This window comes from Streptomyces sp. NBC_01515 (genome assembly GCF_045040345.1).
Classification (GTDB): Bacteria; Actinomycetota; Actinomycetes; order Streptomycetales; family Streptomycetaceae; genus Streptomyces.
Window position 1 is genome coordinate 1,895,232 of sequence record NZ_CP109416.1, and the last position, 20,898, is coordinate 1,916,129.

Below are 20,898 nucleotides of genomic sequence, written 5' to 3' on the forward strand. Positions count from 1 at the left end.
GGGCAGTACGCGAAAGCAGCGTCCACGCAATCGTCAATTACAGGTTGACGATGAGGGATCGTCAATTTAAAGTTGACGCATGAGCCCACTCGACATCAGCCTCGCCGATCTGATCGCCCGTCTCGACGAGGAACTCCCCGGCACCGACGAACTGGCCCGCGTCAGCGAAGCGCGGCTGCGGGCCCAGACCCTGTCCGACCTCGGTGACCAGCTCATCGACCACTACGTCAGCAAGGCCAAGCAGGTCGGTGCGTCGTGGACCGAGATCGGCGACGCCATCGGGGTGTCCAAGCAGGCCGCCCAGCAACGCCACGCACCCGGCCCTTTCGAGCGGTACACCAACCTGAACCGGCACAGCATCGTGCTCGCACAGGAGGCCGCCCGAACGCACAGGCACGACTCCATCGGCACCGAACACCTCCTGCTCGGCCTGCTCGGCGAACCCCGGGGCCTGGCGTACGAGGTACTGGTGGCGAAGGCCGAGTCGAAGCAGCGCGTCCGCGACGCGATCGAGGAAGCGCTGCCGCCGGCCGGCGAGAAGGTGCTGCGGGGTCACATCGCGTTCCGGCCGGAGAGCAAGGAGGCCATCGGGCAGGCCCGCGGCGCCGCAGTCGACCTCGGCCACGACTGGGTCGGCACGGAACACGCGCTGCTGGGCCTGATCCGCGTGGAGGAGAGCCCGGCCGCGCAGATCCTGCGCGACCTCGGCTTCACCTCGGACGAACTGCACGAGACGGTCCGGGCCGAGATCGCCAACAGGCTTGCCGCGCGCGGCAATTAGCGACGAAACGCCCCGTGACCGCGGAGCACCGGGCCGCCGCGACCACCTCACCCGTCACCTCACGTCACCCCTGATACCCCTCCACCTCGGACTCCGGCCGTACCCGCGCCTCGTCCGGGTTCTCCCCGAACTCCACCTTCGCGCGGCGCTGGCGCAACAAGTCCCAGCACTGGTCGAGTTCGCGTTCCAGTTGCCCGAGGCGCTGATGCTCCGTGGCGCTGTCGATCGCACCGGACGCGACGGCCTCCCGGAGCTTGCGCTCGTCGTCGACCATCTCGTTGATCCGCGCGAAGATCTGCTGGTCCTGCTCCATGCCCGTGCGCCTCCTCGGCTCGACACCCGTGCCCACTCTAGGGACGGATCACGTGCCGTGCGACAGATGTGCGAGAAGGCGGCGCCGGACGCCGGTTCAAAAGTCGCCCAAGGAAACCATTGGGGTGAAAAGGAGCCGCCCGCCTGAGACGATCCCCCGCGTCGCCCCAGACGGACGGCAGCATGCGCCAGGCCCCCTCGACGGGAGACCCGGACGTCCTGAGTATAGTTGGCTGATAGCCAGTCAACGCAGGAGTTACAGCATGTCCCCGCGAAGCGCATCGGTCAATGAAGAGTTGCGCAGGCGTTCCCGGGAACGGCTCCTGTACGCGGCCGTGGAGCTGGTCGGCGAGCACGGCTACGAGGCCACGACCTTGGGCGACATCGCGGACCGGGCCGGCTCGGCGCGCGGACTGGTGTCGTACTACTTCCCGGGAAAGCGCCACCTCGTGCAGTCCGCCGTGCACCGTCTGATGCACCGCACGCTGGAGGAGGCCCTGGAGCGCGAGCCCCGGACCGACGACGGCCGGGAGCGGATGGCGCGGGCCATCGACGCGATCCTGGGCCTCGCACACGACCGGCCCGTGCTGATGCGCCAGCACATGGCCGGACTCCTCCAGGGCGAGGGCTTCGTGCAGTGCCCGGAGCAGCGACGCCTGTCCGAACTGCTCGGGCAGACGATCGCGCGGTACGGCTCGGGGAACGTCCCCTCCGACTACCCCATGCTGCGCGCGCTGCTCATGGGCGCGGTCTACTCGGCGCTCGTGCCCGGGGTACCGATGCCGATCCCGGTGCTGCGCACCGAGTTGTTCGAACGGTACGGACTCGACTGGGAGTTGGGGATCCCGCCGGAGTCCGCCGCGCGGGCCGGAGCGCCCGACCCGGACCTCTCACGGTTCTTCGCGACGGATGACAGATCCGCGCTCCCGCCCATTTCCCCACCCCCGCCCGGGAGTTCGGCCGACGACCGGCCGACCGAGCCCTCCGACGCGTAACCGCCCTGCTCAGCGCCGAGCATGACGGGGCGTCAGGAATCCTGCGTCCCGTGCCTGCGAGATGAGCCGGAGAGACCGGCGCCGACTGTGCCCGGTCGCGCACATCACCGCGAGGACGGGATCAACTCCCTCCTCCTGCGCGGCCCGGTACTCCTGGGCGATCTGCCACCGCCCCTCGATGCCACGCGGCCAGGCCGGCCGGGCCCTGCGCGCTCCGCCCGACTCCGCCCACTCCTCCCCCTCCGCGGGCACCGGTTCCAGCCCGCACGCCTCGAAGAGCGGCCCCTCAAGCCAGTCGGCCAGCACCGTCAAGTCGTCGAGGGACAGGGCAGGTTGGGCCCGTACGTCCTCGACGGAGACGGCCTGCTCGCACACCACGGCGAGCGCGTCGACCCGGGCACCGTCGGGGAAGGCGAGCCGGACATGGAACCACGAGGTGGCGCCGTCGTGCTCCTGCACTTCCCACGCGGGCCACACGGACACCGCCCCGTCCGACGGAGAGCGATCAGAAAGATTAACGAAGGATGCTTCTAGCACATACGCAACGTAACCGCATGATCACATTCCATACGAACGGACACGCGCGCCCCCAGCGCGTACGGGTGCGTTCGGCACCCTGTCAGCGGAGCACCGGTAGTGCGATCCTGGACGTGTCAGTGGTCTGGCGAATGTGCGTTCTCCTGTGTGCCTGACGGGTGAGGAGTTCCGCCGTGCTGCGTGTCGCCGTCGTCGGCTCCGGACCGAGCGGGGTCTACACCGCCCAGAGTCTGGTCCAGTTGGAGCCCGGAGTGCTGGTCGACGTCCTGGACCGGCTGCCATGCCCGTACGGTCTGGTGCGCTACGGCGTGGCACCGGACCACGAGAAGATCAAGTCGCTGCAGAACAATCTGCGGGCCGTCCTGGAGCACGGACGGGTGCGGTTCCTCGGCGGGGTGCTCGTGGGGCCCGGCGGACTGTCGGCCGCCCGTCTGCGGGAGTTGTACGACGCGGTCGTGTACTGCGTGGGTGCCGCCACCGACCGCCACCTGGGGATTCCCGGTGAGGAGCTGCCGGGCAGCTGGTCGGCGACCGAGTTCGTGTCCTGGTACAGCGCCCACCCGGACTCCACCGCCGACGGTTTCGTGCTCGGCGCGCGCTCGGCCGTGGTCATCGGCGTGGGCAATGTCGCGGTGGACGTCACGCGGATACTGGCGCGCGGCGCGGCCGAGCTGAGCCGTACCGACATCCCGCAGGCAGCGCTCACCGCACTGGCGGCGAGCGGGGTCACGGACGTCCACATGGTCGGCCGGCGCGGCCCGTCACAGGCCCGCTTCACCACCAAGGAGCTGCGCGAACTGGGCGGCCTCCCGGACACCGAAGTGACCGTGGATCCGTCCGAGTTGGCGCTCGACCCGGACTGTCTCGACCTCTCCGCCCTGCCCGGCGCCCAGCGCCGCAACGTAGAGGCACTGCGCAGCTGGGCCGCGCTCCCGCCCCGGGGCGCCCCGCGCCGTATCCACCTCCGCTTCTTCCTCCGTCCCGTCCAACTCCTCGCCGACGCGGGGCGCGTGGGCTCGGTCCGCTTCGAACGCACCGCGCCGGACGGGCGGGGCGGAGTGGTCGGCACGGGTCAATTCGAGGAGATCGAGGCGCAGTTGGTGCTGCGCTCGGTGGGTTATCGCGGGGTGCCGCTGGACGGGCTGCCGTTCGACGCCGAGCTCGGCACCGTGCCGCACCGGGCGGGCCGTGTCGTACGCGAAGGGCGGACCGTGCCCGGTGAGTACGTGGCCGGCTGGATCAAGCGGGGCCCGACCGGCGTCATCGGCACCAACCGCCCGGACGCCAAGGAGACGGTGACGTCCCTGCTCGCGGACGCCTCCACGGCCGTAGCGAAGGAGTTCTCCGAAGATCCCCTCGCCGTGCTGCGCGCGGAGGGGATCGAGCCGGTCGAGTGGGGCGGGTGGGAGGCCATCGAGCGGGCCGAGGCGGAGTTGGGGGCCTCGCTCGGGCGGGGTGGTGTGGTCAAACTGCCGGACTGGGAGGCCCTGCTGGCGGCGGTACGCGGGACGCACACCTAGCGGTATGTGGGGCGGCACCCATAGCAGCTGGGCAAGACACATGGCGGCAACAGCCCAGAAATCAACAAACTGTTCAAGGCGCCTACGGTCTCGAACTGTTCGCACATTCCTCCCCTCTCCGCCGCTCAGGAGTGCCCATGGCCACGACCACACCCGTGCATCCCGTCGACGAGGTCCCACCCGTACGGCAACTGGCCGCCTTCGGGCTCCAGCACGTGCTCGCGATGTACGCGGGCGCGGTCGCGGTGCCGCTGATCGTGGGCGGGGCGATGAAGCTGTCGGCCGCCGATCTGGCGTATCTGATCACCGCGGACCTGCTGGTGTGCGGGATAGCCACGCTCATCCAGTGCATAGGTTTCTGGCGGTTCGGCGTGCGGCTGCCGATCATGCAGGGCTGTACGTTCGCCGCGGTGTCACCGATGGTGCTGATCGGCACGACGGGCGGCGGACTGCCCGCGATCTACGGCTCCGTGATCATCGCGGGACTCGCCATCGCGCTCCTGGCCCCCGTCTTCGGCAGGCTGCTGCGCTTCTTCCCGCCGCTGGTCACCGGCACGGTGATCCTGATCATCGGTCTGTCGCTGCTGCCTGCGGCGGGCAACTGGGCGGCGGGCGGGCAGGGTTCGAAGGAATTCGGTGAACCCAAGAACATCGCGCTCGCCGCGTTCGTCCTCGCGGTCGTCCTCGGTGTGCAGCGGTTCGCGCCGGCGTTCCTGAGCCGGATCGCGGTGCTGATCGGCATGGCCGTGGGGCTGGTGGCCGCGGTCGTGTTCGGGTTCACGGACTTCAGCGGGGTCGGGGACGCCGACTGGGTCGGCATCAGCACCCCGTTCCACTTCGGTACGCCCACCTTCCACGCCTCGGCGATCGTGTCGATGCTGGTGGTGGCGCTGGTGACGATGACCGAGACGACCGGTGACCTGATCGCGGTGGGCGAGATGACCGACCGCAGGATCGAGCCGCGTTCGCTCGCCGACGGCCTGCGCGCCGACGGCCTCTCCACCGTCCTCGGCGGCATCTTCAACACCTTCCCGTACACGGCGTACGCCCAGAACGTCGGCCTCGTCGGGATGACCCGGGTCCGCAGCCGCTGGGTCGTCGCGGTCGCCGGTGGCATCCTCGTCGTCCTCGGCCTGCTGCCCAAGCTGGGCGCGGTCGTCGCGGCGATACCGGCGCCGGTGCTCGGCGGCGCGGGTCTGGTCATGTTCGGGACGGTCGCCGCGAGCGGTCTGCGCACCCTGACCCAGGTCGACTTCAAGGACAACCACAACCTCACCGTCGTCGCCGTCTCGGTGGCCGTGGGCGTGCTCCCGGTCGGGGTGCCGACGATCTACGCGCAGTTCCCGGACTGGTTCCAGACGGTGATGAACAGCGGCATCAGCGCGGGCTGCCTGACGGCGATCGTGCTGAACCTGCTCTTCAACCACCTTCCGGCAAAGGGGAGTTCACCCGCCACCAGCACCGCGGCTCCCGCCGGCGCTGTCGCGGAGGAGCCGGTCGTCTAGGGTCCGTCCGTCCGGCGAATCCGGCCGCGGACGCGGGGCGTGGCCCGCACTCCCCCCGCTCACCGGCGCTGATCAGCGCAGCAGTCCGGCGGGAACCGTCGCGGCCAGCACCCCGTACCCCGCCGGATTGAGATGCAGCCAGTCGCCGACCTGGAGGGACGGGAGCAGGCGACGCGGGTCGGCGGGATCGCGTACGGCACGGTCGAAGTCGAGCACCGCGTCGAAGCAACCGGCCGTGCGGATCCAGGAGTTGACCGCCCGGCGGGCGGACTCGCGTTCGCCCGCCGGGTCGTCGTAGGTGTTGCCGCCGAAGGGGAGCAGGGTCGCGCCGTAGACGCGGATGCCCTGGGCGTGGGCGCGAACGACGATCTGGCCGTAGGCGGCCAACAGGTCTTCCGTGACCCGGCGTTGGGCGGCGGGGGTCGCGTCGGCGGTGCCGATGTCGTTGACGCCCTCGAAGACGATGAGGCGGGTGACTCCGCTGCGGGAGAGGACGTCGCGGTCGAGGCGGGCGAGGACGTTGGGGCCGAGTCCGTCGTTGAGGACGCGGTTGCCTCCGGCGGCCTGGTTCAGGATTGCTACGCCGGCGGTGGCGGGGTGAGCGCGGAGGCGGTCGTAGAGCTGGTCGGGCCAGCGGTCGTTGGCGTTGGTCGTGGAGCCCCGGCCATCGGTGAGCGAGTCGCCCAGGATCGCTACGGCCGTGGTGGCGCGCGGGGCCAGCACCTCGACGTCGCTCAGCAGATACCAGTGGTCGACCGGGGTCGCCCCGGGCAGCAGGTCCTGGTCCTCGGTGTGGTCTCCGGTGCGGAGGTACGACGTCGTGCGCGAGCCCGGGTGCGAGGTGAGCGCGAGCGAGGGCTGGCCCGTCGCCAGGTAGGTCGTCACGGTCAGGACGGACGCTGAAGGCAGGTCCAAGTCCACTGGGTCGGAGACCAGTTGGGCACCGACGGGGACGGTCGCCGATCTGCGTCCGGCGAAGGTGACCGGCCTGCTGCTGCCGGGCACGATCGCGCTCGCTCCCGCCCTGCCGTCCTGCGGGCGCGCCAGTGTCACGGCACCGAGCGGGAGCGGGGTGTCGCCATAGGCGTTGGAGAAGCGCAGGCGCAGCTTCCGGCCTCCGGTGGTGATGCGGAGTGTCTGGCGCAGGGTGGTGTCGACGAGGACCGAGCTGGTCCCGGTGAACGGCGCGGGTGGCAGGTTGGCGGGCTCGGTGAGCTGGGGCATCGCCGTCCAGGTGTTCACCCAGTGTGCGGCGGGAGGGGCCGAACTTCCCTCGGCGCGGGCTGGGTTGGTGGCGACCACGGCCGACAGTGCTGTTGCTGTCGTGGCGACGATCGCGGTCCGTCTCGTGGGCTGCACAGAACCCGCCTTCCTCTGCCGGGAGTTGGGGACGAGGGTGCGCACCGGAGGTGACGGGCACGCACCCTGGACGGGGTCAACCGACCGTGCAGGCGGTCCCGTTGAGCGTGTAGGCCGTCGGCGGCGCGCTGTTGCCGGTGTGGTTCGCCTGGTAGCCGATGGTCACGCTCGCGTTGGGCGCGATCGTGCCGTCGTACGAGGCGTTGGTGGCCGTCACCGTGCCGGAGGTGGGGGTGTACGTGGCGCCCCAGCCGTTGGTGATGGCCTGTCCGGTGGGCAGGATGAAGCCCAACTGCCAGCCGTTGACGGCATTTGTACCGGTGTTGGCGATGGTCACGGAGGCGGTGAGGCCGGTGTTCCAGGCGCTGGTCGTGACGGTCACCTTGCAGGGACCGGTCGAGGGCGGGGGTGTGGTGCCGCCGCCGCTCAGGCCGAAGAAGGTGAGGACGCGGGCGCCCATGCCGTAGGCGTAGAGGTTGTGGGTGACGCCCTGGAGGCTGATCGCCTCGACGGGGGCCTGGTCACCGGTGGCGCCGTAGCGGGTGCGGGTCCAGCCGGTCGCCGGGGAGTCGGTGGCGGCCGGGGTCTGGCTGACGCCCAGCACGTTGGTCCACTGTTTGATCTCCTCGCCGAAGTTGGGGTAGCGCAGCGTGTCGTCCGCTGTGCCGTGCCACAGCTGCATGCGGGGACGCGGGCCGGTGTAGCCGGGGTCGGCGCCCCGGACCAAGTCGCCCCATTGCTGCGGGGTTTGGATGACCGTGCCGTTCGCGCACGCGGTGTTCCACTCGGAGCCGTCGGTGGTCGCGAAGCAGCCGAACGGCACGCCGGCGAAGGCGGCGCCCGCCGCGAACACGTCGGGGTAGTCGCCGAGCAGGACGTTCGTCATCATCGCGCCGGAGGAGATGCCCAGGGCGTAGACGCGGGAGCTGTCGGCGGAGTAGGTGGAGGTCACCCAGTCGACCATGGACTTGATGCCGACCGGGTCGCTGCCGCCGTCGCGGTGCAGGGCCTGGGGCGAGGAGACGTCGAAGCACTTGCTGGCGCGGGCGACCGACGGGTAGACGACGATGAACCCCAACTGCTCGGCCAGCGAGGCGTATTCGGTGCCGGAGTACATCGCCGGGCCCGATCCCCCGCAGTAGTGCACGGCCACGACGACCGCCGGGTGCGCGGTGACGGTGGCCGGGACGTACACGTACATCTGCAGGTTGCTGGGGTTGACGCCGAAGCCGGTGACCTCGGTGAGGGTGGCGGTGGGGACGGCCTCGGTGCGGGCGGCGGCCGGGGGTGCCAGGAGAGTCAGGGCCGCGAGTAAGGGCACCAGCGCTCCGAAGAGGGCGACGAGTACCGAACGCGGCGGTTTTCCGGAGCACTTGAGGGTGTCGGCGGCTGTGGGGCGCACGTCATCGTCCCTTCCTGATCGCGGCTCGTGCGGCATCTTTCGGGGCGAACAATCGGCATCGTGGCATGGACACGGATGCCATGGAAGCGCTCCCACGCTTCGAATAGTTTCTGCACAGGCGTTGACTAGAAAGCGCTTGCACCCTACGTTCCGTTCAGAAGTGTGACCGCGCGGTCCTTCATGGCGTACATCGTTCACGTAGATGATCACCCCACTTCCCCGGAAGGGACGCACCCGCATGCGTACTCGCCCCCCACGTACACATCCACGACGATCAGTTCTGGCGGCGGTCGCCCTCGCCGCGACAGCCGTGCTCACGATCCCCCAGTCCGCCTCCGCGGCCGATGCCTCGCCGGTCGGTTTCGGTGCCGGGACGACCGGTGGCGGCAGCGCCTCGGCGGTCACGGTGTCGACGCCGGACGCCTTCAAGTCGGCTGTCACCGGCAGCAGTTCGAAGGTGGTCAAGGTCAACGGCCTGATCTCGCTGAGCGGTCAGGTCGACATCGGGTCCAACACGACGGTCCTGGGCGTCGGTTCGGCGTCCGGGTTCACCGGTGGCGGGCTGCGCCTGAAGAAGGTCACGAACGTCGTCGTCCGCAACCTGAACATCAGCAAGCCGGTCGCGCCCGCCGACGGCATCACCGTGCAGGCGTCGACGAAGGTGTGGATCGACCACAACGCCTTCTCGTCCGACCTCGACCACGGCAAGGACTACTACGACGGCCTGCTCGACATCACGCACGCCTCCGACTACGTCACCGTCTCCTGGAACACCTTCAAGAACCACTACAAGGGCTCGCTCGTCGGCCACAGCGACAACAACGCGAGCGAGGACACCGGGCATCTGCGGGTGACGTACCACCACAACTGGTTCGACCAGGTCAACTCCCGTATCCCCAGCCTGCGTTTCGGCACCGGGCACTTCTACGACAACTACGTCGTCGGCGCCGAGACGGCCGTGCACTCGCGCATGGGCGCCCAGATGTTCGTCCAGAACAACGTCTTCCGGGACACGGAGGTCGCCGTCACGACGAACCGGGACAGCGACGTGGACGGCTACGCCAACCTCAGCGGAAACGACCTCGGTGGAGCCGCCACGGAGATCTCGCAGGTCGGCACGTTCACCAGCCCGCCGTACAGCTACACCGCCGAGCCCGCCTCGACCGTCGTCGCCTCGGTGACCGCGGGCGCGGGCACCGGAAAGCTCTGACCACTCCCCCACCTCGGAGAAGGAATCGGGACATGACTTCTTCCGTACGACCGCGCGTACTGACCGGCGCACTGACCGCCTTCGGCCTCTCCATTGGCATGGTCATGGCATCCGGCACGCTCTCGCCGGCCAGTGCCGCCACCTGGCCCACCGCGAGCGGCAGCCAGGCGGTGACCTCGACGATCTCGGTCTCGGGCACCAAGGACTACGGGATGCTGCGCCTGTACGGCAGCGGCGACCTGGGCACGGGCAGCCAGGACGAGGACCAGGGACCCATCCTGGAGCTGGCCGCCGGTGCCGTCGTCAAGAACGTCATCATCGGCTCGCCCGCCGCCGACGGCATCCACTGCCTGGGCAGTTGCACATTGCAGAACGTCTGGTGGGAGGACGTCGGTGAGGACGCTGCCACCTTCCTGGGCTCCTCGTCGTCCAACGTGTACACCGTCTCCGGCGGTGGCGCGAAGCAGGCCAGCGACAAGGTGTTCCAGTTCAACGGCGCCGGGACGCTCAACGTCTCCAACTTCGCGGCGCAGACCTTCGGTACGTTCGTCCGCTCGTGCGGCAACTGCAAGACGCAGTACAAGCGCACGATCAACCTCAACACCATCGAGGCGACCTACAAGGGCAGCCGGATCGTCGGCATCAACACCAACTACGGTGACAGCGCGACCCTGAAGGCCATCACGATCGTCGGGGACACCAGCAAGAAGATGATCCCCTGCCAGAAGTACATCGGGAACAACACGGGCGCGGAGCCGACGACCAACGGCACGGGTGCGGACGGGACTTATTGCAAGTACGCGTCGTCTGACATCACGTACAAGTGAGCCCCCCACGGTGACGGCGGCCGTACGGAGTGTCCCCGCACGGCGCTTCGCACGGCCGCTCCGGCACGAACTCAGCCCGGCAGCGCGGCCGTTGACCGCATGCCGAGCCACTGCTCGGCGTCCCACGCCTCGAACCGCTCCACCTCGGTGAAGCCGAGTTTCGCCGCGAGCCGCATCGAACGGGCGTTGGCGGTCTGGGTGGTGAGCACCACGGGCTCGCCGGGAAGGACGCCGTCGAGCCAGTCGAGTGCCGCCGCGCACGCCTCGGCGGCGTATCCGAATCCCCACGCCCGCGGCAGGAACAGGTAGCCGAGATCGACCTTCCCATCAGCGGAGGGGCGGATGTGCCCGGTTGCCCTCCTGAGCAGGATCAGGCCGATCATCGACCCGTCGAGTTCGACGACGAGGCTCCCGGGCCGGTGCTCGGGCACCTCGGGCGTCTTGCGCTCAAGTTCGTCACGCGGGTGGGGACCGCCGAGGTAGGTGTGCACCTCTGCGGAGGCGAGCAGTTCGATGAACGTAGCTCGGTCCCGCGCCTCCGACCCACGGAGCACGAGTCGTCCGGTTCCGATCGGCTCGGGCGGCCAGTCCGCGAGTCCCAGATCTTCCATCCGCGCACGCTAACAGACCGTCAAACCGACCTGGCGAAGCGGCCTATGCCGGGTTCCCCAGCGTGGTCGCGATCAACTCCCGCCGACGGCGCGTGTATTCGGTGCGCAGAGCCGCGCCCGGCCAGTCGGCGGGCAGGAGTTCGGTGGGCAGGACCGGGTCCGCGAGCAAGTGCCGCACGGCGGCGGCGAGTACGGTGAAGCGGCCGGCCGGGTGGTCCGCGGTGGCGGCGATCCGGTCGAGCAGCGCCTCGGCCGTCTTCGCCCAGGCCTCAAGTGGCCATAGGTCAGCCGCCAGTTCGCGGGCGGGTTCCTCGGGGCGGGTGGTGAAGTGCCGGGCGACCGCGCCGAGTTCGTCCGGTCGGGGTCGTAGGAGATTGGCCGGGCGGAGCCAGACTCCCTCACGGAGTTCCGCGAGCCGAAGGGCGGTCAACTTGCCGCGCAGGTCGGCGCGTTCAGCGGGGCCGCGGCCGGTCGCGGTGACGACGGCCATCTCCCAGTCGCCGTCCCAGGGACGGGTCTCGGGGTGTACGGCGGCGTCCTGGCGGCGCTGGCGTTCCAGCAGGCGGTCGCTGAGCCGGTAGACCGCGTCCGTGGTCCGCAGGTCTCCGGCGGCCACCATCCGGCTGAGCGCGGCCCGCAGCGTGGAGCCGGCGACCCCGAGCGGTTCCACGGCGCGCAGCAGATCCCGTACAGGCAGCTCGGGCGGGTGCGTGCCCAGCAGCAGGCTGAGGACGACCGACCGCGCGGACAGCGGGCGCAGGTCCACCTCGCCGGGCCCTTCTGACACGTTCATCCGCATGGCCTCGTACTCTACGTGGCGATTCTCTTGTTACATCATTGATGCGGTCGCGGAGATAGTGCAACACTGATGCCATGGCCCAGACACTCGCGCACATACCGCCGCAGCCGCGGAACGCCACGCACGACGTCACCAACCAGCCCCCGCCCCTGACCCCGTACGACGCCTCCGAGGACGCGGCCCTGCTGGAGGGGCTGCGCCGGGAGGGTGCCGGCTGGGCCGAGGAGGACGTACGGCGGCTCGGTCGGGCGGCGGGCAGCGAGGAGGCGCAGGAGTGGGGTGAGCAGGCGAACCGGCATGAACCGGAGCTGCGCACGCACGACCGCTACGGCAACCGGATCGACGAGGTCGAGTTCCACCCGAGCTGGCACCGGCTGATGGGCGTCGCCGTCGCCGAGGGGCTGGCCGGAGCGCCCTGGGCGGACGAACGCCCCGGCGCCCATGTGGCCCGTACCGCACGGGGGTTGGTGTGGGGACACACCGATGCCGGGCACGGCTGCCCGACGTCGATGACGTACGCCGCCGTCCCCGCCCTGCGCGCCACGCCCGAACTCGCCGCGATCTACGAACCGTTGCTGACCAGCCGGGTGTACGACCCGGTCCTGCGCGTCCCGACCGAGAAGCGTGGGCTGCTGGCCGGGATGGGGATGACCGAGAAGCAGGGCGGCTCCGACGTCCGCACCAACACCACGACGGCCACCCCCACCGCCGAACCCGGCGTGTACACCCTGCGCGGGCACAAGTGGTTCACGTCGGCGCCGATGTGCGACGTGTTCCTCGTGCTGGCTCAGGCGCCTGACGGACTGTCATGCTTCCTGGTGCCGCGTGTGCTGCCCGACGGCAGCCGCAACACGTTCCGTATCCAGCGACTGAAGGACAAGCTGGGCAACCGGTCCAACGCGTCCTCGGAGCCCGAGTTCGACGGGACCGTCGCCTGGCTGGTCGGGCCCGAGGGGCGTGGCGTCAAAACCATCATCGAGATGGTCAACTGCACCCGCCTGGACTGCGTGATGATGTCGGCAACTCTCATGCGCAAGACGCTCGTCGAGGCGGGTCACCATGTGCGGCACCGGTCCGCGTTCGGCGCCCGACTGCTCGAACAGCCCCTGATGCGGAACGTGTTGGCCGACCTTGCGCTGGAGTCGGAGGCCGCCACGACGCTCACGCTACGGCTGGCGGGCGCGGCCGACCGTGCGGTGCGCGGGGACGGCGCCGAGTCGGCGTTCCGCCGGATCGCCACCGCCGTCGGCAAGTACTGGGTCACCAAGCGCGGCCCGGCCTTCACGGCGGAGGCCCTGGAATGCCTCGGCGGCAACGGCTACGTCGAGGACTCGGGCATGCCCCGCCACTACCGCGAGGCGCCTCTCCTCTCCATCTGGGAGGGCTCCGGGAACGTCAACGCCCTTGACGTACTACGGGCGTTGAGCCGCGACGCCGGCCCGGCGGAGGCGCTGTTCTCCGAACTCGCCCTGGCGCAGGGCTCGGACGCGCGCCTGGACGCGGCCGTCAGCCGGTTGAAGAGCGGGTTGCGCGAGGCCACCGAGACGGGGGCCCGCCGTCTCGTCGAGCAGATGGCGCTGACCCTCCAGGCCTCCCTCCTGGTACGACACGCCCCGGCCGCGGTCGCCGACGCCTTCTGCGCGACCCGGCTGGCCGGCGACTGGGGGCACACCTTCGGCACCCTCCCCGACTCCGCCGACCTCGACACGATCCTCGCCCGCGCCCTGCCCGAAGAAGACTGACCCTCGGTTACCCCCCGATTCCGCTTCGTTGTCAGTGGCGTGGTGCAGACTCGCGATCAGTTGGCACTGCGCCTGGGGAGGACAACGTGTTCACGGGGATCGACGAGGTCGGCTGGGCCTCACTGCGGCATGCGTACGGCAGTGCGGAGGACGTGCCCGGACTGCTCCGGGGACTGGCCTCCACGGACCCCGCCGAGCGGGCGAGCGCGCTCGACGGGATGTACGGCGCGGTGCACCACCAGGGGATCGCGTACGACTCGACGCTCGCCTGCGTTCCGTTTCTGCTCGCGCTCGCCGCCTGCGAAGAGGTCGCGGACCGGGGCGGGTTGGTGGAACTTCTGGTCAGCATCGGACAGGGGCACCCACCGGAGGGGGAGGTGGTGGATACGGGTGACGGGCGCGGGTCGGCCGATGCCGCCGTCCGCGCGGGTGCCGAGGTCTTCGTCGCCCTCCTCGGGGACCGGGACTCCGGCGTGCGCCGCGCGGCGCCCGAAGCGCTCGTCCGGTTTCTCGGCCAACCCGCGCGCGTGCTGGGCCTGTTGCGCCGGCGGATCGCCGTCGAGCGCGACGACCGGGTCCTGCTCGCCCTCACCGAGAGCGTCGGCCTGTTCGTACGCCGGCACCCGGACCAGGCCCCCGAGGCGCTGGACATCCTGCTGATGCTCGGCACGCCGCCGTACGACCCCGGTCTACGGCTCGCATCGCTCGGCCAACTCGCGGGCTGCGCACCCGATCTGCTCCCCGCCGACCTGGTCCCGACCGTCGTCGAACTGCTCGGGGAGCGGTCCGAGCAGCGCCGGTCGGGCCGCGCGACACCGACCGAGAGCGACCACCCGGACCCGGACACGCTCGCCGGACGGTTACGGCGGCTGCGGCCCTCGGACGAGGAGGGCGCACTGCTGTTGCGTACGCTGCACACCGCGCTCGGCGGGCGGGTGGGCGACCGGATCGCCCTGCTGGAAGGGCAGCTGACCAGCCCGGACCCGGCCGACCGGTGCAACGGGGTGTGGATGTCGGCGGGGTTGTTCCGCGAGTGGCGGGCCGACTACACGGTGCCCGTCCAGCTGATCGGTGAGCAACTGGACGCGGGGGCACATCCGTTGCTCGGCGCGGCGGTGTCGGACCGGTTGCGCGATGCCGCGGTGTCGGTCCTGGGCGATCTCTTCCACCTGGCCGCGCCCGCCGGCGATCACCTCCACGCGCTGGTGACCTCCCGGCCCGACCTGTGGGTGCACCGCTGGGAACGCCGGGCGTCGACCCTGGGCGGCCCGCTCAAGTCCCTTGCCCGCAGCGGCGATCCACGGGCGACACCAGTACTGGCCCAGGTCCTCGCGCAGCCGGCCGTACCCGACGACCTGGGCCGCGTGATCGTCCACCTCGGCCGCACCGCCGCACCGCTCGCCCCGGCGTTGCGACACCGGCTCGGTCAGGTCCCCCTCGACTCCCCCGAGACCTACGACCGTGCCGTACCGCTGCTGTCGGCGCTGACCGCGCTCGCCGATCGGGAGGCCGTGCCGGAGGTGTTGCGGCTGTTGGGCGGGATGGCGGACGGGGTGCGGTCGAGGCGCCGGGTCGTGGAGTCGGCGGTACGGGCGATCGATGTGTTCGGGGGTGGCGCGGAGGGGGTTGTACCGGTGCTGCGGAGGCTGTTGGAGTCCGAGTGCGCCGGTGTCGCCGCGGGTGCCCTGTGGTCGGTGGAGGGGGATGTCTCGGCCGTACTGCCCGTGCTCATACGGGAGTTGGCGGAACCGGACCCGCAACGGCGCCGGGCTGCCGCGCAGGCGCTGGCCCGGCTGGGGTCGGCCGCGCGGGCCGCGGCGCCCGGGTTGGCGCGGCTGATCGAGGCGGAGTGCGTGTGGGAGCGGACGGCGGGGGCGTGCGCGCTGTGGCGGGTCAGCGGGGAGGTGGAGGGGGTACTTCCGGTGCTGCGTTCGGCCTGGGTGGAGCATCCGGTTGTGCGGGGCGCTGTTGCCGCGTGTCTGGTCGACATGGAGGTGGCCGGGTCACCTCTGCACGACCTGGTGGAGGCGGAACTCACCGCTCCGCGACGGCATTTGGTGCGGTCGGGCGGGCACGGAGGCCTGGACATTCTGGAGGACGAGCGGCTGTTGGAGGTGTGCCGGGAGGTGCGGGCGGCTTGAGATCGGGTGGGTCTGTCCGGTGGGCACGGCGAGGGCCCCCGGCTGCGATCCGCAGGCCAGGGGCTCGGCGACGCCGCGGTGCCGGGCGTTCAGCCCGTCTTGCGGCCCCACAGGGGGCCGAAGCGGGCCCACTCCTCGTCCCACTGGTCCATGCGTCGGCGTTCCAGCCGGACGCGCAGGGCCCGGGCGCCGACGAAGGGGACGGCCGCCGCGCCCACTCCCAGGAGGGTGCCGATCAGTACGGCCCGCAGCTTGGCCTGCGAGGCGCTGGCGGGCTTGGTGACCAGGTGGCCCTGCGGGTCGGTCCAGACGGTCACCGGAGTGCCTATCGCGCTTCCGGAGGGGACGCGTATCTGGCCGGTGTGCGAGGAGCCGTTAACGGCCGTCCAGCGGACCTTCGCCCAGACCGGTTCGCCGCTCGTCCTGCTGGAGTTCGCCGGGGCGGGGCCCGGCGCGTCCTGGACCACCAGGGCCACCACGGGTTTCCAGTCGACGCGTTCCTGGGCCAGTTCGTGTTCGACGGACTGGGTCGCCGTCAGACCGGCGAGCACACCGGCGAGGACGGTGATCAGCCAGGCGCCGAGCACGATCCACGATTCCACCGCATCGGCACGACGCTTGAGCGGATTCCGCCGCCACCGCCACAGCCACACCTTCGGACCTCGGAACGCCATCGAAGGCATCCTCCTCATGAACGCACTGACATGCCGAACCGCCCTCCCATACGGGAGACGTCTCCTCGATGCTCACGACGAGTACCCCGACTCGACGTTCCCATGGCTGCCCGGACTCCCGCAGGCGCTTCACGGAAAGGCCTCGCACATCCGACCCGCGGACCGGTATTGGCCTCCTGAGCTGCGGTGACGCCAGTTCCAGGGGTGACTGTCAGTGGTCGGGTGCAGACTTGGTGGTGATGGGGGCGAAGTCGCCAAAAACGCAGCGGGGGTGATCGGCATGACAGAGGCTCTGCACACGGCGGGCACGCGAAAAGGCCTGTTCATCGGGTACAGGCGGGGCGAGGACTGGGAGCCCGACGAGAGTCCGAACTTCACGGCGCAGGCACTGTATTCGGTCGCCGTCGACACTCGCGGGCCGACACCGGAACTGAGGGCGGGAGTTTACGGGAGGTCAACTCCCGGCAGGGCGGGCTGCGTTCAGATGCGGCGCCGGTTCGGTCGTTCCCGGTCGGGCTTCGCGCACCGGTTGATCGCCGGTCCCTGTACGGCAGTAGGGTGACGCCCGTGGCACCACGACCGTTGCATGAGATCGTCGAACCGGGCTGGGCGAAAGCCCTGGAACCCGTGACCGGAAGCGTCGCCGAGATGGGGGACTTCCTGCGCGCGGAGATCGCCGCGGGGCGCACCTATCTACCGGCCGGACCGAATGTCCTCCGAGCCTTCCAACAGCCCTTCGACGACGTCCGCGTCCTGATCGTCGGACAGGACCCCTACCCGACTCCGGGGCATGCGGTGGGGCTGTCGTTCTCGGTGGCCCCCGAGGTACGTCCGCTGCCGCCGAGCCTGCTCAACATCTACCGGGAGCTGAACACGGATCTGGGGCTGCCCCAGCCGTCCAACGGCGATCTGACCCCGTGGAGCCAGCAGGGGGTGCTGCTGCTCAACAGGGCGCTCACCACCGCCCCGCGCAGTCCGGCCGCCCATCGCGGCAAGGGCTGGGAAGAGGTCACCGAGCAGGCGATACGGGCGCTGGCGGCGCGCGGCAAGCCGTTGGTGTCGATCCTGTGGGGCCGTGACGCCCGCAACCTCCGGCCTCTCCTCGGCGACCTGCCCTCGGTGGAGTCCTCGCATCCGTCCCCGATGTCGGCCGACCGCGGCTTCTTCGGCTCCCGCCCCTTCAGCCGCGCCAACGACCTGCTGGTCCGGCAGGGAGGTCAACCGGTGGACTGGCGTCTGCCGTGACGGTTCCGGGGGACGGTTCACCGGATGCCGTGGGCAGATTCCTCGCCGTGGACTCGGGAGGCTCTGGGCTCCGTGTCGTCGTGGGCGAGGTCGGTAGTGGCCGGAGATCCGGCCCGCTCTCCTCCGGGGAACCCCTTCGGACCGGTGCGCGCGGGATCGATCCCGGGCATTTCATGGAGCAACTGGTCCCCATGGTCCGGGCGTTGGCCGAAAAGCCCGAGGTGTTCGAGGTGGGCACGGCCGTCATCGGGGCCGCCGGGCTCGCCACCCTCGGGGACGGGTTGCGGGACGAGTTGCCGGGCGCGTTGGCGCGGGAGTTCGGGGTGCGGACGGTCGCGCTCGCCGCTGATGCCGTCACCGCTTATGTGGGTGCCCTCGGGGCACGGCCCGGTGCCGTGATCGCCGCCGGGACCGGACTCATCGCCATCGGCACCGATCTCACCGGGTGGCGAAGAGCCGACGGCTGGGGGCATCTGCTCGGTGACTGCGGTGGCGGGGCCTGGATCGGGCGGGCCGGGCTGGAGGCGGCGCTGCGTGCGTACGACGGGCGGGACGGTGGTTCCACGGCGTTGTTGAGCTGTGCCGAGGAGCAGTTCGGGGCGATGGCGGGGTTGCCGGGCCAGCTGTATCCGCGGTCGGATCGACCCGCCGTACTCGCGGCCTTCGCGCCCCGTGTCGCCGAGTGCGCGCCGGACGACCCGGTGGCGGCCGGCATCCTGCGCGCGGCGGCCGGACACATGGCCGAGTCCGCCGTCGCGGTCTGCCCGGTCACCGGCGAGCCCCAAGTCGCGCTCACCGGTGGGCTGTTCAAGATGGGCGAGCCTCTCCTCGTACCGCTGCACGCGGAGTTGGCGAAGCGGCTGCCGCATGCACGGGTGGTTCCGGCGGAGGGTGATCCGCTGGACGGTGCCGTGCGGATCGCGCGTGATCTTGCCGCGGGCGCGCTCGCGCTGCCGCGTGACGACGTGATGTTGTCCGTGGTGAGCCCAAAGGGACAAGGTGATCGCTTCTGATCCGTACGTAACTCATCAGACAAAACAGGACGGATACCGCTCACCTGCACCCTCCCCGAACAGGGGAGCCCAGGAAGCCAGTAACATGCCTCGCCATGAGCTCCCCCACTGGGCCCGCGTCCGGCCTGCCAGTACGAATGCCGCGACCTCGCCAGCCCGGGCGGCACCGCCGACCCGAGCAACTGGCGGCTCCCGAGGGCGCGCCCGCGCTGGTTCTGGCCGTGCCGGGCACGCCCAGCGCCGCCACGCGCAGCCTCGCCGAGGAGGTCGTGAGCATCGCGCGCTCCGAGCTGCCCGGTCTCGACGGCCGTATCGGTTATCTCGACGGGGACGACTCCGAGTTCCCCACGCTGACGTCCGTGCTCGCGCACGCCGCTGAAGAGCGCACCGCCCGCTTCGAGCAGGCCAGGGCCGCCGGTGCCGACGTCAAGGAGCCCGACGGGCCGGTGGCCGTCGTCGTGCCGCTGCTCGCCGGTCCGGACAGCGCGCTGCTGCGTCAGGTCCGCCAGGCCGTCATGGACAGCCGTGTCGCGGCCGACCTGACCGATGTGCTGGGCCCGCATCCGCTGCTCGCCGAGGCGCTGCACGTGCGGCTGTCCGAGGCGGGTCTGGCCCGTGCCGACCGCGCCCGGCTGTTCACCGTGGCCACCGCCGCGGACGGCATCGTCCTCGCGTCCGTGGGCGGCGAGGAGGCCGTGCAGGCGGCCGGGATCACCGGCATGCTGCTCGCCGCGCGGCTCGCCGTGCCGGTGATGGCTGCGGCTCTGGACCAGGAAGGCTCGATCGCGGCGATCGCGGAGCAGTTGCGCGGATCCGGCTCTCAGCACCTGGCGCTGGCGCCGTATCTGATCGGTCCCGAGATCGACCCGGGTCTGCTGGAGGCGGCTGCCGCCGAGGCCGGCTGTGCCTCCGCCGAGGCGCTCGGTCCGTACCCGGCGATCGGCAAGCTCGCGCTCGCCAAGTACACGATGGCGCTGGGTATCGCCCCGCCGCAGCCGCAGGGCGCTCCGGTTCGCTGATCGACCCCCGCACGCGTACGCCGTAGCGCCGAAAGGGCCCCTCCTCACGCGGGAGCGGGCCCTTCGGCATGCGGTGAGGACGACAGCGGGTCAGTCGAAGACCACGCAGGACGCGGCGGTCACCTTGATCGAGCCGCCGCGGCGCGGAACGCCCGTGGCGGGGTCGACGGTGAACCAAGTCACGTCTCCGGAGCGCTCGTTCGCGACGTACAGGTGACCGCCGGCCTCGGTGAGCGCGCGCGGCCAGTGGCCTTCGCAGGGCACCGTGCCGACCAGCCGCAGCCCGTCGCCCTCGACGGCGAGCACGGACAGCACGTCCTCGCCGCGGGTCGCCGTCCAGACGAAGCGGCCGTCCGGCGAGGTCACGATGCCCGAGGGGTAGGCGGCGTCGCCGTCCGGCGGGCCGGGCAGGACCGGCACCTCGGTCAGCGGCTTCAGTGAGCCGCTCTCGGCGTCCCAGCGGCAGACGGTGACGGTCGGCGTGAGTTCGTTGAGGACGTAGGCGTGGGCGCCGTCGGGGTGGAAGGCCAGGTGGCGGGGGCCCGAGCCGGGTCGGAGCGCGATCTCGCGGTGCAGTACGGGACGTCCGTCCTCCAGCGTGCACACCCGCACGGAGTCGGTCCCGAGGTCGACGCTCACCGCCCAACGGCCGCTCGGATCGGGCTGGATCTGGTGGGCATGCGGGCCCTGCTGGCGCTGCTGGTGCGGGCCTGAGCCGGTGTGCCGGAGCTGTCCGGAGGGACGGTTCGCCAGGGTGCCGTCCCTCCGGACCGGCACGGCGGTGACGCTGCCGGAGCCGTAGTCGGCGGTCAGGACGTGCCCCGCGAACAGGCTCAGGTACGTCGGCCCCGCGCCGCCCACGCGCACCGGCGAACCGAGCGGTTCGGGCTTGGCGCCGTTCACGCGGTACGCGGCCACCGCGCCCTCGGCCGTCTCACTGACGGCGTAGAGCGTGTCCCCGTCGGGCGCCAGGGCCAGGTACGAGGGGTCGGGGACGCCGTTGACACTGCTCAGGACGGTCAGCGCGCCGCTGTCCGCGTCCACGGCCGCCGTGACGACACCCGGGCCGCCCGCCGCCGTGAACGACCCGATGAAGGCCCGCCGCCCCCGCCTGTCGCCGTCTGCCACCGCTGTCCCCTCTCGGTCAGTGCTCCGGTCCGTACGCCTGTCAGCGCACCCGATCCGCGCGCCGGTTGCGTGCTGTCG

Annotated in this window: 19 protein-coding genes and 1 pseudogene; 12 read left to right on the forward strand and 8 right to left on the reverse strand. The window is 70.9% G+C overall.

Going from position 1 to position 20,898, the window contains the following annotated elements:
* The first annotated feature begins 79 nt into the window (after positions 1 to 79).
* Positions 80 to 781, forward strand: coding sequence for a Clp protease N-terminal domain-containing protein (locus OG407_RS08305; RefSeq protein ID WP_405856481.1), 702 nt, complete (start codon positions 80 to 82; stop codon positions 779 to 781).
* 64 nt (positions 782 to 845) lie between these two features.
* Here the strand turns inward: OG407_RS08305 and OG407_RS08310 are convergent, their stop codons facing one another.
* Positions 846 to 1,094: a DUF2630 family protein gene (locus tag OG407_RS08310; protein ID WP_033278377.1), complete on the reverse strand. Its 249-nt coding sequence runs from the start codon at positions 1,092 to 1,094 to the stop codon at positions 846 to 848.
* A 262-nt stretch (positions 1,095 to 1,356) separates the two neighbouring features.
* On the opposite strand from OG407_RS08310, the gene OG407_RS08315 reads away from it, so the two are divergent.
* Complete coding sequence (locus OG407_RS08315; RefSeq protein WP_405856483.1) at positions 1,357 to 2,088, forward strand: TetR/AcrR family transcriptional regulator; 732 nt, start codon at positions 1,357 to 1,359, stop codon at positions 2,086 to 2,088.
* Positions 2,089 to 2,097: 9 nt separating this feature from the next.
* Here OG407_RS08315 and OG407_RS08320 read toward each other — a convergent pair whose 3' ends face one another.
* Positions 2,098 to 2,571 (reverse strand): DUF6214 family protein, encoded by a 474-nt coding sequence (locus tag OG407_RS08320; RefSeq protein WP_405856485.1) that lies wholly within the window; start codon positions 2,569 to 2,571, stop codon positions 2,098 to 2,100.
* A 227-nt stretch (positions 2,572 to 2,798) separates the two neighbouring features.
* Here OG407_RS08320 and OG407_RS08325 point away from each other — a divergent pair, with 227 nt between their 5' ends.
* Both OG407_RS08325 and OG407_RS08330 read left to right on the forward strand, forming a co-directional pair.
* Positions 2,799 to 4,145 carry an FAD-dependent oxidoreductase gene (locus tag OG407_RS08325; protein ID WP_405856487.1) on the forward strand — a complete coding sequence of 449 codons (1,347 nt, stop codon included), beginning with the start codon at positions 2,799 to 2,801 and terminating at the stop codon, positions 4,143 to 4,145.
* A gap of 137 nt (positions 4,146 to 4,282) precedes the next feature.
* Positions 4,283 to 5,650 (forward strand): nucleobase:cation symporter-2 family protein, encoded by a 1,368-nt coding sequence (locus OG407_RS08330; RefSeq protein WP_405856489.1) that lies wholly within the window; start codon positions 4,283 to 4,285, stop codon positions 5,648 to 5,650.
* 72 nt (positions 5,651 to 5,722) lie between these two features.
* On the opposite strand, the gene OG407_RS08335 is transcribed toward OG407_RS08330, so the two are convergent.
* A complete protein-coding gene (locus OG407_RS08335) occupies positions 5,723 to 7,009 on the reverse strand; it encodes an SGNH/GDSL hydrolase family protein (protein WP_405856491.1) in 1,287 nt (428 codons plus the stop codon).
* A 76-nt stretch (positions 7,010 to 7,085) separates the two neighbouring features.
* On the reverse strand, positions 7,086 to 8,411 hold the full coding sequence (locus OG407_RS08340; RefSeq protein WP_405856493.1) for a PHB depolymerase family esterase: 1,326 nt from the start codon (positions 8,409 to 8,411) through the stop codon (positions 7,086 to 7,088).
* A 238-nt stretch (positions 8,412 to 8,649) separates the two neighbouring features.
* On the opposite strand from OG407_RS08340, the gene OG407_RS08345 reads away from it, so the two are divergent.
* The gene (locus OG407_RS08345) at positions 8,650 to 9,621 is read left to right on the forward strand and encodes a polysaccharide lyase family 1 protein (RefSeq protein ID WP_405856495.1); all 972 of its coding nucleotides are present in this window, start codon (positions 8,650 to 8,652) and stop codon (positions 9,619 to 9,621) included.
* A gap of 32 nt (positions 9,622 to 9,653) precedes the next feature.
* Entirely contained in the window at positions 9,654 to 10,448 is a 795-nt protein-coding gene (locus OG407_RS08350; RefSeq protein ID WP_405856497.1) for a pectate lyase, read from the forward strand.
* 71 nt (positions 10,449 to 10,519) lie between these two features.
* Here the strand turns inward: OG407_RS08350 and OG407_RS08355 are convergent, their stop codons facing one another.
* The gene (locus OG407_RS08355) at positions 10,520 to 11,059 is read right to left on the reverse strand and encodes a GNAT family N-acetyltransferase (RefSeq protein ID WP_405856499.1); all 540 of its coding nucleotides are present in this window, start codon (positions 11,057 to 11,059) and stop codon (positions 10,520 to 10,522) included.
* Positions 11,060 to 11,102: 43 nt separating this feature from the next.
* Positions 11,103 to 11,858: a PaaX family transcriptional regulator C-terminal domain-containing protein gene (locus OG407_RS08360; protein ID WP_405856501.1), complete on the reverse strand. Its 756-nt coding sequence runs from the start codon at positions 11,856 to 11,858 to the stop codon at positions 11,103 to 11,105.
* A gap of 74 nt (positions 11,859 to 11,932) precedes the next feature.
* Between OG407_RS08360 and OG407_RS08365 the strand changes: the two genes are divergently transcribed.
* Together OG407_RS08365 and OG407_RS08370 are read left to right on the forward strand one after the other, a co-directional pair.
* Positions 11,933 to 13,600 carry an acyl-CoA dehydrogenase family protein gene (locus OG407_RS08365; RefSeq protein WP_405856503.1) on the forward strand — a complete coding sequence of 556 codons (1,668 nt, stop codon included), beginning with the start codon at positions 11,933 to 11,935 and terminating at the stop codon, positions 13,598 to 13,600.
* A gap of 86 nt (positions 13,601 to 13,686) precedes the next feature.
* Positions 13,687 to 15,741, forward strand: a complete 2,055-nt coding sequence (locus OG407_RS08370; protein ID WP_405856504.1) for a HEAT repeat domain-containing protein — start codon at positions 13,687 to 13,689, stop codon at positions 15,739 to 15,741.
* Positions 15,742 to 15,830: 89 nt separating this feature from the next.
* Here the strand turns inward: OG407_RS08370 and OG407_RS08375 are convergent, their stop codons facing one another.
* Positions 15,831 to 16,415 carry a hypothetical protein gene (locus OG407_RS08375; RefSeq protein ID WP_405856506.1) on the reverse strand — a complete coding sequence of 195 codons (585 nt, stop codon included), beginning with the start codon at positions 16,413 to 16,415 and terminating at the stop codon, positions 15,831 to 15,833.
* Between the two features lie 280 nt (positions 16,416 to 16,695).
* On the opposite strand from OG407_RS08375, the pseudogene OG407_RS08380 reads away from it, so the two are divergent.
* From OG407_RS08380 to OG407_RS08395, 4 genes and pseudogenes are all read left to right on the forward strand, one after another.
* Positions 16,696 to 16,857 (forward strand): annotated as a pseudogene (locus tag OG407_RS08380) (exo-alpha-sialidase); the annotation flags it as partial.
* Between the two features lie 125 nt (positions 16,858 to 16,982).
* On the forward strand, positions 16,983 to 17,660 hold the full coding sequence (locus OG407_RS08385; RefSeq protein WP_405856508.1) for a uracil-DNA glycosylase: 678 nt from the start codon (positions 16,983 to 16,985) through the stop codon (positions 17,658 to 17,660).
* Positions 17,657 to 18,673 carry an N-acetylglucosamine kinase gene (locus OG407_RS08390; RefSeq protein WP_405856510.1) on the forward strand — a complete coding sequence of 339 codons (1,017 nt, stop codon included), beginning with the start codon at positions 17,657 to 17,659 and terminating at the stop codon, positions 18,671 to 18,673. Before OG407_RS08385 ends, OG407_RS08390 begins: the two co-directional genes overlap by 4 nt.
* A 95-nt stretch (positions 18,674 to 18,768) precedes the next feature.
* Positions 18,769 to 19,692 carry a sirohydrochlorin chelatase gene (locus OG407_RS08395; protein WP_405856512.1) on the forward strand — a complete coding sequence of 308 codons (924 nt, stop codon included), beginning with the start codon at positions 18,769 to 18,771 and terminating at the stop codon, positions 19,690 to 19,692.
* Between the two features lie 90 nt (positions 19,693 to 19,782).
* On the opposite strand, the gene OG407_RS08400 is transcribed toward OG407_RS08395, so the two are convergent.
* The gene (locus OG407_RS08400; RefSeq protein ID WP_405856514.1) at positions 19,783 to 20,820 is read right to left on the reverse strand and encodes a lactonase family protein; all 1,038 of its coding nucleotides are present in this window, start codon (positions 20,818 to 20,820) and stop codon (positions 19,783 to 19,785) included.
* Positions 20,821 to 20,898: the final 78 nt, after the last annotated feature.

Excerpts from the sequence above, each read along its gene's own strand:
- OG407_RS08365 (WP_405856503.1), top strand. The coding sequence starts at position 11,933 with ATGGCCCAGACACTCGCGCACATACCGCCGCAGCCGCGGAACGCCACG.
- OG407_RS08360 (WP_405856501.1), bottom strand. The coding sequence starts at position 11,858 with ATGCGGATGAACGTGTCAGAAGGGCCCGGCGAGGTGGACCTGCGCCCG.
- OG407_RS08330 (WP_405856489.1), top strand. The coding sequence starts at position 4,283 with ATGGCCACGACCACACCCGTGCATCCCGTCGACGAGGTCCCACCCGTA.
- OG407_RS08350 (WP_405856497.1), top strand. The coding sequence starts at position 9,654 with ATGACTTCTTCCGTACGACCGCGCGTACTGACCGGCGCACTGACCGCC.
- OG407_RS08395 (WP_405856512.1), top strand. The coding sequence starts at position 18,769 with ATGAGCTCCCCCACTGGGCCCGCGTCCGGCCTGCCAGTACGAATGCCG.
- OG407_RS08375 (WP_405856506.1), bottom strand. The coding sequence starts at position 16,415 with ATGGCGTTCCGAGGTCCGAAGGTGTGGCTGTGGCGGTGGCGGCGGAAT.
- OG407_RS08305 (WP_405856481.1), top strand. The coding sequence starts at position 80 with ATGAGCCCACTCGACATCAGCCTCGCCGATCTGATCGCCCGTCTCGAC.
- OG407_RS08310 (WP_033278377.1), bottom strand. The coding sequence starts at position 1,094 with ATGGAGCAGGACCAGCAGATCTTCGCGCGGATCAACGAGATGGTCGAC.
- OG407_RS08345 (WP_405856495.1), top strand. The coding sequence starts at position 8,650 with ATGCGTACTCGCCCCCCACGTACACATCCACGACGATCAGTTCTGGCG.
- OG407_RS08355 (WP_405856499.1), bottom strand. The coding sequence starts at position 11,059 with ATGGAAGATCTGGGACTCGCGGACTGGCCGCCCGAGCCGATCGGAACC.
- OG407_RS08315 (WP_405856483.1), top strand. The coding sequence starts at position 1,357 with ATGTCCCCGCGAAGCGCATCGGTCAATGAAGAGTTGCGCAGGCGTTCC.